Origin of the sequence: Thioclava indica, from assembly GCF_000714545.1 — a bacterium.
In the GTDB taxonomy this organism is placed as follows: Bacteria; Pseudomonadota; Alphaproteobacteria; order Rhodobacterales; family Rhodobacteraceae; genus Thioclava; species Thioclava indica.
Genome location: NZ_AUNB01000011.1, coordinates 1 through 11880 on the forward strand (window position 1 = coordinate 1; position 11880 = coordinate 11880).

The following is an 11880-nucleotide window of genomic DNA, read 5'->3' on the forward strand; positions in this document are numbered from 1 at the left end:
CGTCGGCAGGCTTTCGCAGGTGTGAACGCAGATGACTCGCGCATTGCGATGGATCGGCGCATCATGGCGAAAAAGAGCAGACATAGAATGAGGGCGCAAATGAATCGCAGGGTGCTGATCCTGGGAATGGGCGGGCATTTTGGCTCGGTTGCGGCACGCGCATTTCGCGCCGCCGGCTGGAATGTGGATCGCTATCATCGCGGCACTGATATGGCGGTTGCAGCGCGCGGTGTGCGTTGGATCATCAACGCGATGAACCCGCCGAATTACCATGATTGGGCGCATCAGATACCCCAGATCACCAGTCAGGTTTTGTCAGCTGCGCGCGATAGCGGGGCCTCGGTGATGGTGCCCGCAAATGTCTATGTTTACGGTCGCGAGCCCAGTCCGTGGCGCGCCGACACGCCCCATCATCCCTGCTCGCGCAAGGGTCGCATTCGCGCCAAGATGGAAGAACGCTATCGCGAACACGCCGCCGAGGGGCGCTCGGTCGTTTTTCTCCGCGCAGGCGATTTCGTGAACCCGGAATCGCCGGACACCTTGCTGAACCGGGTGGTTCTGAAGAACGTGCGTAAAGGTCGAATCACGGCGATGGGCAAGCCCGAGGCGCAGCGTGTCTATGCCGATCTTGCGGATCTCACCCAGGTCGCTGTGTCGCTGGCCGATACGGCGGATTCCCTGCCCGGTCTGCTGGATCTGGGCTATCCCGGCACGAGGTTCTCGTTTCGCGAAATGGCGGATGAGCTCGCCGGGCAGTTGGGGCGCGAGATCGCGATCAAGCGCTTTCCTTGGACGGCGCTATTGCTGGCCTCGCCGGTCTGGGAATTGGCGCGGGAGTTGCGCGAGATGCGCTATCTCTACGACATGGACCACAGGATTGATGGCACCGATTTTGAGGCGCTTTTCCCCGACTTCGAGCCTAAAACCCTGCAACGTCTGGTGTTTGAGCATCTGTATATGCGCGGCATGAAAGTCGTGCCGGATCATGGTGCCAAGATGTCGACCCAAACAAGCTTGTGACGCGAGGCGCGTTCGGCGGCCTTAGCCAGCGGCGCGCCCGGAGCAGGCCACATGACGCCGGCCCCCGTCACCTGCAAGCGCGCGGATGGTAACACATAATCCACCCGCAAATTGCCCGGCCCGTTGAAATCTGCGGTGTCTTGCGACGGATCCCCCTTGTGATCCGCGTCCGCTGCAAGCTTGCCGCCGTCGCTTTGGGGACTGGCATCTTGTAAGCGCGGATCGCTTAACAGCGCGCGCAACGCGGCGCGCCGACCCTCGCCATCTTGCGGGTCTATATCAAAATCCCCCAACAAAACGAACGGGGCATTGGGTGGGGCTTGTGCCAAATCGCCATCCAGATAGCGTAGCCAAAACGCCGCCTCGTCATGGTTCCGCCAGCCGTTGCGATCCTCTGGCCCGTCAAACACGGGCGGGGTCGCGGCAAAAGCGAACAGATGCAGCGTTTGGCCATCCGGCATGGCAACCGGCACATCCCAATGCCCGACCGAGGACAGCCGTTGCACGGCGAGCGCTTCATTTGAGAGCTGCGCGTTGTTGACCGATGTTTCTGGCAAATCCCGCCATAATAGGGTCGAAAAGTTGTGTGTGTCGGTCGTTAGGATCGGCAAACGCGACACTATCGCCATGCCACCTTGACCCAGAAACCGACCATAGCCTTGGGCATCTCGCGCCTCGCCCAGCGCTCCGTTTCCATCAAGGTCAACACCGCTGGGCAAACCAGCATTCGGTTGGGGCGCGTAAAGATACGGGAAAGGCCGGGCAAGCGTTGCATTGAGCGCCGCAAGCGCTCGCCCGTCGTAATCCCAGTCAATGCCCATCAGCAACAAAACATCGGGATCAACGTGATCAAGAATCTCGCGCACCGCTTTGAGCTGGGGGTCTTTGCCCGCCGAGATATCGCGCAGCAACAACCCCGGCCCTTTGCGACTTAACTCGACATCCCAAGTCGCAACGCGCAGCGTTTCGGCGGAAACCGAAAGCGCGCTTGCAAACAGCGCCGCAACACTCAGGCCGGAGCGAAACCACCGCCTTCTTGCGCGCGCCGCTTTGCTTCGATCATCGTTGCCACCCGCCCCATCGCGATACCGCGCATGAACAGGCTTACGGGAAGAAAGGCCCATGCTGTCACCGTCCAAATCAGCGCATGCGGATTTTCCAGCGTGATCACCGAAATATTCATCGAAATCAGCTTGATTCCCGCAGGGATAAGGAAAGGCAAAAGGAAGCCCAGCGCAACATTAAACCAGGAATCGCGCCGCAGCCTCTCAACAACATCGCCGCCCGCAGTCGGATCAAAAGTCGGCAGATTCACCCAGACATTGAACGTGCCCTTGTCAAGCGGCCAGTTGTGAAGGCGCATGCTGATCACGAAATACACCAGCATGATAATCGTGATGAAATACGACGTCCCGACTGCCGTACGTACAGCCTCAATATGAGTCGGGCTGGAATAGTCTGGCAGCGCCAGCAAGAACAGACGCACAGGGCTGTAAGGCATATCGAGCGCGCGCGCGACCGTTTCGCTAAGCGCCCCTACGAACCGATTGAATGTATCGGGTTCGTATTGCGCATCGATGGCCGTCGACATCACGAAGATCATCAAGAACAGCGCCAAAAACCGAATGCGATTGAACGGCGGCGCATCGCGAAATTCAACAAGCCCCGGATAGACCGATACATATTCGAAGAACGTCAGAGCTGCGGCGAAAAAGGCGACCACGACAATGATCTGAGCTGTATCGACATTGGTATGGGGCAACATCAGCGCAGGGATGCACATCGTAAACCCAATAATTATCGCGCGCAAAAGCGCTCCTAATAGACGTGTAAACACTGTCCTACCCCTTCATCACGAACGGTCCCGATACGATGCCGGGGCCTTGTCTCGTGTGATGTCCACCGATTGTGATGGCGTGCCTCATTCTCGCCATGATTTTGCCCCCATCCCCCAACACTGGCAATCTTTCGTTAACAATAACAAACTGTTTCTGGCATTTTGGGGGAGGAACTGGTGCGGCTTTGCATCAAACTCGGTGCAAAACTGTGGCAGCCTTGGGGGCTTTACCAGATGTGGTTGATCGCTGTAATTGGCCTACTAAGACGCTAGGCGCGCGGGGGGCGCGCGCTTAGACCAAACGCAATCAACCCGATTCCATCAAGCAGAAGCTGCACGCCAAGCAACACGCCGAGCAAGCTTGTGGCAGCACTTTGGAAGTCAGAGAACACCAAGACCCCAATCACAACCGAGGCCAGACCGGTCAACAACAGGATCGGACGCAGCTTGCTTTGGGTCAGTTTGAACCCCATGATCAGCCGCACGATCCCCATGATCAGGAACAGCGCGCCCACCACGAGCGTCAACGAGACCGTGCCCGAAAGCGGATTGGCCAAAAGCCAGACGCCAACCACGATATTGAGCAGCGCAATCACGCCATGCGACAGGCGATGCCCCGCATCAAACGCCTTAAAGAATATCCAAGCCTGCGCGACACCACCAAGCAGGAACAATATGCCGACGAATGTCGTGACGGCCAGCGAGGCCGCAAAGGGATTGGCGAGTGCGAGGATGCCAAACACAGCCACGACTGCACCGGTTACGATCAACAAGGTCGCAGGTTTCATGGTGGACTCCGATCTAGCTATGTCAAATGCCAAACCCTTTTGCGCCTCAACGGTTCCGGCGTCTATGAAAAAGACCGCCCGAAGGCGGCCTTTCCTGTCATGATCTGCGCGACTTAGACCCAAGGGCGCGATTGGGCAGCCTGTGCTTCAAAGCTGTCGATAGCCGATGCCTTGGCCAGCGTCAGACCGATATCGTCCAGCCCTTCGAGCAGGCAGTGCTTCTTGAACGCGTCAACGTCGAAAGGAATGACATCACCTTCCGAGGTCGTGATCTGCTGGTTTTCCAAATCGACGGTCATGCGCGCGTTCGACCCTTTCTCGGCATCCTTCATCAACAGATCGACCTGCTCTTGGGGCAGCACAATCGGCAGCATCCCGTTCTTGAAGCAGTTGTTGAAGAAAATATCCGCGAAAGAGGTCGAGATCACGACCTTGATCCCGAAATCCGCCAGCGCCCACGGCGCATGTTCGCGTGATGAACCACAGCCGAAGTTATCGCCTGCAACCAACACCTGCGCCTCACGATATTGCGGCTTGTTGAGCACAAAATCGGGGTTCTCATTGCCGTTGTCGTCATAGCGCATCTCGGCGAACGCATGCACGCCCAGACCCGAGCGCTTGATCGTTTTCAGGAAGTTTTTCGGAATGATCATATCGGTGTCGATATTGACCAGCGGCATAGGGGCCGCGACCCCGGTGAGTTTTTCAAACTTGTCCATGTCGCTGTCCTTATGCCTCTTCCAGTTCCATCAGCTTGCGCACATCGGTGAGCTTGCCGGTGACCGCCGCTGCCGCCGCCATGGCGGGGCTCATCAGATGGGTGCGGCCATTGCGGCCCTGACGCCCCTCAAAGTTGCGGTTCGAGGTCGATGCGCAACGCTCTCCCGGTGCCAGCTGATCGGGGTTCATCGCAAGGCACATCGAACAACCCGCCATGCGCCATTCAAACCCGGCATCAAGGAAAATCTGGTCCAGTCCTTCTTCCTCGGCCTGCGCGCGCACAAGACCCGAGCCCGGGACGACCATGGCGCGCACGCCATCGGCCAGCTTACGCCCTTTCACCACTTCGGCAGCGGCGCGCAGATCTTCGATGCGGCCGTTGGTACACGAGCCGATGAAAACGACATCAATCGCGATATCTTCCAACTTGGTGCCCGGTTTCAGACCCATATAATCAAGCGAGCGTTGCGCCGCCTCGACCTTGCCGCCTTTGAAATCGGCAGCCGCAGGAACGACGCCCGAGATCGGCAACACGTCTTCGGGCGAGGTGCCCCAGGTCACGACAGGCGCGATGTCTTCACCGCGGATCGTCACGACCTTGTCGAAATGCGCGCCCTCATCGGTGAACAGCGTTTTCCACCAGTTCAGCGCGGCTTCCCATTGCGCACCTTTCGGGGCATGGGCACGACCTTTGACATATTCAAACGTGGTTTCATCCGGCGCGATCAGGCCAGCGCGCGCGCCGCCCTCAATCGCCATGTTGCAGACCGTCATGCGGCCTTCCATGCTCAGCGCGCGGATCGCCTCGCCACAATATTCGATCACATGGCCAGTGCCGCCAGCGGTGCCGGTCGCCCCGATCACCGAAAGCGTGATGTCTTTGGCAGTCACGCCGGGGCGCAGCTTGCCGGTGATTTCCACCTTCATGTTCTTGGATTTCGACTGGATCAGCGTCTGGGTCGCCAGAACGTGCTCCACCTCGGAGGTGCCGATCCCATGTGCCAGCGCGCCAAATGCGCCATGCGTTGCGGTGTGGCTGTCACCGCAAACCACGGTCATGCCGGGCAAGGTCCAGCCCTGTTCCGGCCCGACGATATGCACGATGCCCTGACGCACGTCGGACACAGGGTAGTAATGCACCCCGAAATCGCGCGCGTTCTTGTCGAGCGCGTTGACCTGAATGCGGCTCTCCTCGTTCTCGATCACACCCGATGCACGGTCGGTCGTCGTGGGCACGTTGTGATCGGGCACGGCGATGGTCTTGTCGGGCGCGCGCACAGCACGGCCAGTCATGCGCAGCCCTTCAAAGGCCTGCGGACTGGTCACCTCATGCACGAGGTGGCGATCGATATACAGCAGGCAGGTGCCGTCTTCGTCTTGCGACACGACATGCGCGTCCCAGATTTTATCATAGAGGGTCTTTGGAGCAGACATGGCTCTCACTTTCTTTGGATGGCTATTCGTCGAACATGGGGGCAGGCATGCGTCTGCCTGCAGGCTACCCGATCAAAGTCGGGCCAGCACCGAACGGCTTTCACCGTAGAAACGCTCGCGTAGGCGGGCGCGGTCATCCATGTCAAAAACACGCGTCATGGGCCGTTAAATAGGCGGTTGCGTGCAGGCTGGCAATCAAAAGAGTCGCTTTTGACCTGCTGCGCTGGTCTGATAGCGTGATCACAAAGGAGTGCATGTGGACTTTCTAAGCCCCGACACCGCCAAAACACTGACTGCGCTTTGGGCGCAGGTCACGATTTTCTTCAACTCGATGCTGCTGCCCTCACGGCTCTGGCAATTCGCGATCATCGTGGGCTGCTTTGTGCTGGCCCATCTTGGCCGGATCTGGCTGTCCCCCAAAGTTGATGACTGGGCACGTGGCCGCGACTTGAGCACGCGACGCAAGCGCTGGGTGATCTTGTTTCGCAAGCGGCTGCGCGGGATATTCTTCATTATATTCGCTTGGTCGTCGGTTCTCGTCCTTGATGCCGTCAAGGGGTTCTACTCCTGGCGCTTTTTGGTGGTGCTGGCCGCGACGCTTGTCACCGCTTGGCTTGTGGTTGGCCTGTTTGCGCGCTTGATCCGCAACTCATTCCTGCGCCGCATCGTTAGCTGGGGCGCGTGGGTCTGGGTGACGCTGTATTATTTGGGTTTTTGGGATGATACGGCGCGCGTCCTTGACTCCATCGCCATCGAACTGGGCGGGTTCCGCCTGTCTGCTTTGGCAATTCTCAAGGCGCTGGTGCTGACCACAGCCCTATTATCAATCGCGCGTATCATCACCGGTCAAACCACAGCGCGCCTGCGTCACAACGAAGATATCAGCCCGTCGATGACCGAGCTGGCGATCAAGACGATGCAGGTTCTATTATACGGTGCCGCCGTCTTTATTGGCGTCAAGGCTGTCGGCTTCGACCTCACCGGGTTGGCGTTCTTATCGGGCGCGATTGGCCTAGGCTTGGGCTTCGGGTTGCAAAAAGTCGTCTCTAACCTTGTGTCGGGCGTGATCATCCTGCTCGACAAGTCGATCAAGCCCGGCGACGTGATTAGTCTTGGCGAGACCTTTGGCTGGATCGCCTCACTTGGGGCGCGCTATGTCAGCGTCGTCACCCGAGACGGCAAGGAATACCTAATTCCAAACGAGGATCTGATCACCGGACAGGTCGTCAACTGGTCGCATTCAAACGAGTTCGTGCGCGTCGATCTGGAATTCGGCACCTCCTATCACGATGATCCGCATCTGGTGCGCAAAATCGCGATTGAGGCCGCGCTCTCGGCGGATCGTGTGCTCTCGAACCGTCCCGCAGTGTGCCACATCACAGGCTTTGGCGACAGTTCTGTTGACTATATCTTGCGATTCTGGATTACAGACCCCGTTGAAGGGCTTACAAATGTTCGCGGAGCGGTCTATCTGGCGCTGTGGGATTCGTTTAAGAAAAACGGTATCTCCATTCCTTTCCCGCAACGCGAACTGCGCATGCTCGACGGCTCAACACTGGTTGTGCAGAACAGCCCGCAAAAATCGCAGGGCGAAAATTGAAATCGTGCAGAAGCGATGTTACCTTAGTACTATGGCCTGCGCCGGGGCCGGACTGGCGTGCAACCTTTGGAGGACTATGTCCTGTCTCATCTCTTACGCGTGTCGGGCGACAGCGGCACAAAGGCGGTCGTTATGACAGCCCATACCCTCGGTGCTGACGCGACGAGCGACGAAATTCTTGCGCGCGTCATTTCATCTCTCGAAGATGATAAAGCCGAAGATATCGTCACAATTGATCTGCGTGGCCGCTCTTCTATCGGTGATTACATGGTTATCTGCTCGGGGCGTAGCTCTCGGCAGGTTGGCGCGATCGCTGAAAACCTGTCCGAACGGCTCAAGCAAGATTTTGGCCGCATCTGCAAAGTCGAAGGCAAGGATCAAGGCGATTGGGTTCTGCTCGACAGCGCCGATGTGATTGTTCACGTCTTCCGCCCTGAAGTGCGCGAATTCTACCAGCTTGAAAAGATGTGGATGTCGCCAAGCGTGGATAGCGTCCTGCTTGACGATGACGTCTGATCGCGGCTGATCGATGAAACTCACGATCTGCGCGGTCGGTCGCCTGCGCAAATCCCCCGAGCGCGCGTTGATCGACGACTACCTCTCCCGGTTTGAGAAATCGGGGCGAGGAATGGGCCTTGGCCCCGCGCAACTGATCGAAGTTGAGGATAAAAAAGGCTTGGGCCAAGAGGCCGAAGCGCAGCTTTTATCCCGCGCGATCCCCGATGGTTCCGTGATCGTCACCTTGGATGAGCGCGGCAGCTTGATCTCGTCACCCGAGTTTGCGCAAAAGCTGGGGTCATGGCGTGACAGCGCGCGCGATGTGACATTCGTGATTGGTGGCGCGGATGGCATCGCGCCCGATCTGCGTGCCAAAGCTGATTTCTCGATCTCTTTCGGCAAAATGGTCTGGCCCCATATGCTGGCCCGCGTCATGTTGGCCGAACAAATCTACCGCGCCGGGCAGATTATCGCAGGCACACCTTATCATCGCGCGTAATTTCCACGCCAATTCCCTTAAGGATCAAACAGATGACGCAAATTGACCTGACCGGAATTTCTTCCAAGGCAATTCCGACGCCTGCAATCGCGTTAATCGGCTTTCAACGCACAACGCAAATCAGCCGCAAATCCCGGCTGGCTTGGGAAGCTGGCGACCGTTCAATCCTCAATGCCGAAGCCGAAGCACGGCGCGACGAAATATTCAACGGCGCCTTGTCCGAGGTCTACGAAGAATTCGTGCCCCTGTGTGCGGGGCTGGCCAAGGCCGGACGCACGCCGCGCCACGTCATAGATATCGGCTGCGGTCAGGCGCTTAACGATGTGCTCATGGTCAAGGCCTACGACTCGCGTATCACATTGATTGATATCGAAGAAACCAGTGACCAATATCACCGTTGGAAAGAGAGCGGTGCGGGCTATGCCTCGCTCGCCGCAGCCAAGGCCTTTCTTGAGGATAACGGCGCGCGCGATGTGCAAGCGCTCAATCCGCGCCTTGATACTGACAGTTTGGCGGACGTATCGGGTGACTTAGTTACCAGCCTCATCTCGTGTGGTTTCCACTACCCGATCGGTGAGTATCTGGATCTGATGTTGCAGACGGTCAAATCGGGGGGCGCCGTGATTCTCGACGTGCGACCGTACTATCGTAACAACCCGGACGCGGCGCTGCGCACGTTACTTGCAGAAACAAAGCAAACCGTCATTAGCGATACCCCCAAGCGGCAACGCTTGCTATTCGCCCAGTAAGTCAATGGGCGAGGCGGTTGCTCGTTTCTCGCCAGACGCGTAAACAACATCAACAGCTAGCAGGAGGTGGCGATGAGCAATCCGAAACCGGTGATCTTGTGCATTCTCGACGGTTGGGGTGAACGCCCCGAGACCGAGGGTAACGCCCCAGCGCTGGCCAACACCCCCAATATCGACGCGATCTGGGGTAATGGCACGAAAGCGACGCTGGTCACATTTGGCCCCGATGTCGGTTTGCCAACCGGACAGATGGGCAATTCCGAGGTCGGTCACACCAATATCGGCGCGGGCCGGGTCGTAGCGATGGATTTGGGGCAAATTGATCTGGCGATTGAGGATGGTTCGTTTTTCAAAAACGAAGCAATCCTTAGCTTTATCGACACGCTAAAAGGCACAGACGGTCGCGCGCATCTGATGGGCGTTGTCTCGGATGGTGGCGTGCATGGCCATATCGAACACCTTCTGGCGGCCTGCAAGATGATCTCGGATGCTGGTATTCCGGTGGTCGTTCACGCGATTACCGACGGGCGCGATGTGGCTCCTGATAGCGCGAAACGCTTCATTGATGATCTGGTCGCACGGCTGCCCGAGGGCTGCACGATTGCGACTGTGATCGGGCGTTATTTTGCAATGGATCGCGACAATCGCTGGGATCGGGTCGGGCGCGCCTATGATGCGATGATGAAGGGGGAGGGGGAGCATGCCGCGACTCCTGCCGAGGCCGTGGCCCAAAGCTATGCGCTCAAAGAGATGGACGAATTCATCCAGCCCACGGTGATCGGCGATTACGCCGGGGCCAAGGATGGCGATGGTCTGTTCTGCCTCAACTTCCGGGCCGATCGCGCGCGCGAAATTCTCGCCGCCATTGGCGCGCCCGATTTTGACAGGTTTGACACGGGCAAGCGCCCGAAACTGGCGGCGATGCTGGGCATGGTGCAATATTCCGAGGCCCATAACGCCTATATGAGCGTCGCCTATCCCAAGCGCGAACTGGTTAACACGCTGGGCGAATGGGTGGCCAAACAGGGCAAAACCCAGTTTCACATCGCCGAAACCGAGAAATACCCCCATGTCACCTTCTTCCTGAATGGCGGGCGCGAAGAACCTTGGCAGGGCGAAGATCGCTTCATGCCAAAATCGCCGAAAGTGGCGACCTATGACATGCAGCCGGAAATGAGCGCGCCCGAAGTGACCGAGCATCTCATCGGCGCGATTGAGGCCGGTTACGACCTGATCATCGTGAACTACGCCAATGGCGATATGGTCGGTCACACCGGCTCGCTTGAGGCGGCGATGGCGGCTTGCGAAGAGGTGGATCGCGACATTGGCCGCGTCGTTGAGGCGCTGAACAAGGCGGGCGGTGCGATGATCATCACCGCCGATCACGGCAATTGCGAAACCATGATCGACCCGGTAACCGGCGGGCCGCATACGGCACACACGACCAATCTTGTGCCCGTGGCGCTGGTGGGTGGACCAAAAGGCGCCAAGCTGCACAAGGGACGGCTGGCTGATCTTGCGCCAAGCCTGCTAGAGCTGATGGGCCTGCCGATTCCGCCCGAAATGACCGGAAAGAGCCTGATCGAAACGTGATACGCGCCGCTCTTCTTGCCACTTTCCTGCTGACGGGCGCAGCCGCGCAGGCCGAAACTGCGGCCGACACGGCCATGTCCGCCGCCAGCGATCTGCGCAAGGCGATTACGGCGCTGGATGACGCAAACACCAAAGCCGACCGCGTGGGCGCGTTGACCAAAACGATCTCGGCCTATGAGGTTGGCTTGGGCGCGCTGCGTGACGGGCTGCGCCGGGCGGCGATCCGCGAAAATGAAATCAAACAAGGCTTTGATGCGAAGCGCGAGGAACTGGGCAGCTTGCTGGCTGTGATGTCGACGATGCAGCAATCAGATGGCCCGCTTTTGCTGCTGCACCCCTCGGGGCCGGAAGGGTCTGCGCGCTCGGGGATGGTGCTATCGTCGGTCGCGCCTGCGCTGCAACAAGAAGCGGAAGGTCTGCGCAAACAGCTTGATGAGATCGCTACCTTACGGAAATTGCAGGAAAATGCGCGCTCGGTGCTCGAACAGGGCATGACCTCGGTCACGCAAGCGCGCACGGCGCTGTCTGACGCGATATCTGAACGCACAAAGCTGCCTCAACGTTATCTTGAGGAACCCGAAGAGCTGCGCAAACTGGTCAACAGCGCCGATACGCTGGAAGGGTTCGCCACCGGCCTCAGCGGGATGGAAACCGATATCGGCCCGCCGATGGATGACTTCGCGGGCGCCGAAGGCACGCTGAAACTGCCGGTGATCGGTTCGCTGCTGCGCCATTTCAACGAAACCGATGCGGCAGGCATCAAACGTCCCGGGCTTGTGATCGCGACGGCCCCCGCAGCGCTGGTCACCACGCCCTGGCCTGCGACGATCAGATATCGTGGGCCATTGCTTGACTACGGAAATGTGATGGTGCTTGAGCCAGCGGAAGGATATCTTCTGGTTCTAGCAGGGCTGGGAACAGTCTATGGTGAGACGGGAGATGTGCTTCAAAAGGGGGCACCGATAGGTTTAATGGGCGGAATAGCGCCGGGAGCAAAGGAATTCGGCAAAGAATTCGTGCAAGCGGCGCAAGACGGCGGTAGCGCAGGGCAAAGCGCCACGCTTTATTTAGAGCTGCGAAAGGGCGACACGCCCGTGGACCCGGCCCCGTGGTTCACCCAGACGAAAGGCGACAAAGGTTGA

At 58.5% G+C, this 11880-nt stretch carries 12 protein-coding genes; 7 read left to right on the forward strand and 5 right to left on the reverse strand.

Going from position 1 to position 11880, the window contains the following annotated elements; translation table 11 throughout:
- Positions 1-1020, forward strand: a 1020-nt coding sequence (locus DT23_RS03660) for a Rossmann-fold NAD(P)-binding domain-containing protein (RefSeq protein WP_240473536.1), incomplete at its 5' end; no start/stop codon positions are given.
- On the opposite strand, the gene DT23_RS03665 is transcribed toward DT23_RS03660, so the two are convergent.
- The 5 genes from DT23_RS03665 to leuC form a co-directional block, all read right to left on the reverse strand.
- Positions 984-2144, reverse strand: coding sequence for an endonuclease/exonuclease/phosphatase family protein (locus tag DT23_RS03665; RefSeq protein ID WP_081846903.1), 1161 nt, complete (start codon positions 2142-2144; stop codon positions 984-986). The two genes, DT23_RS03660 and DT23_RS03665, sit on opposite strands and share 37 nt — an antisense overlap.
- Complete coding sequence (locus DT23_RS03670) at positions 2030-2830, reverse strand: hypothetical protein (protein WP_240473537.1); 801 nt, start codon at positions 2828-2830, stop codon at positions 2030-2032. The genes DT23_RS03665 and DT23_RS03670 overlap by 115 nt, the downstream gene beginning before the upstream one ends.
- A 296-nt stretch (positions 2831-3126) precedes the next feature.
- Positions 3127-3645 carry an HdeD family acid-resistance protein gene (locus tag DT23_RS03675; protein WP_038128355.1) on the reverse strand — a complete coding sequence of 173 codons (519 nt, stop codon included), beginning with the start codon at positions 3643-3645 and terminating at the stop codon, positions 3127-3129.
- A gap of 113 nt (positions 3646-3758) precedes the next feature.
- Positions 3759-4364, reverse strand: coding sequence for a 3-isopropylmalate dehydratase small subunit (gene leuD / locus DT23_RS03680; RefSeq protein ID WP_038128357.1), 606 nt, complete (start codon positions 4362-4364; stop codon positions 3759-3761).
- Positions 4365-4374: 10 nt separating this feature from the next.
- Positions 4375-5799 carry a 3-isopropylmalate dehydratase large subunit gene (gene leuC, locus DT23_RS03685; RefSeq protein WP_038128359.1) on the reverse strand — a complete coding sequence of 475 codons (1425 nt, stop codon included), beginning with the start codon at positions 5797-5799 and terminating at the stop codon, positions 4375-4377.
- A 256-nt stretch (positions 5800-6055) separates the two neighbouring features.
- On the opposite strand from leuC, the gene DT23_RS03690 reads away from it, so the two are divergent.
- From DT23_RS03690 to DT23_RS03715, 6 genes are all read left to right on the forward strand, one after another.
- A complete protein-coding gene (locus tag DT23_RS03690) occupies positions 6056-7399 on the forward strand; it encodes a mechanosensitive ion channel family protein (protein WP_051697027.1) in 1344 nt (447 codons plus the stop codon).
- Positions 7400-7531: 132 nt separating this feature from the next.
- The gene (rsfS, locus tag DT23_RS03695) at positions 7532-7915 is read left to right on the forward strand and encodes a ribosome silencing factor (protein WP_038128484.1); all 384 of its coding nucleotides are present in this window, start codon (positions 7532-7534) and stop codon (positions 7913-7915) included.
- Positions 7916-7928: 13 nt separating this feature from the next.
- Positions 7929-8396, forward strand: a complete 468-nt coding sequence (gene rlmH, locus DT23_RS03700) for a 23S rRNA (pseudouridine(1915)-N(3))-methyltransferase RlmH (RefSeq protein ID WP_038128360.1) — start codon at positions 7929-7931, stop codon at positions 8394-8396.
- Positions 8397-8428: 32 nt separating this feature from the next.
- On the forward strand, positions 8429-9145 hold the full coding sequence (locus DT23_RS03705; RefSeq protein ID WP_051697028.1) for a class I SAM-dependent methyltransferase: 717 nt from the start codon (positions 8429-8431) through the stop codon (positions 9143-9145).
- Positions 9146-9217: 72 nt separating this feature from the next.
- On the forward strand, positions 9218-10738 hold the full coding sequence (gene gpmI, locus DT23_RS03710; protein ID WP_038128362.1) for a 2,3-bisphosphoglycerate-independent phosphoglycerate mutase: 1521 nt from the start codon (positions 9218-9220) through the stop codon (positions 10736-10738).
- Positions 10735-11880 carry a murein hydrolase activator EnvC family protein gene (locus tag DT23_RS03715; protein ID WP_038128364.1) on the forward strand — a complete coding sequence of 382 codons (1146 nt, stop codon included), beginning with the start codon at positions 10735-10737 and terminating at the stop codon, positions 11878-11880. Before gpmI ends, DT23_RS03715 begins: the two co-directional genes overlap by 4 nt.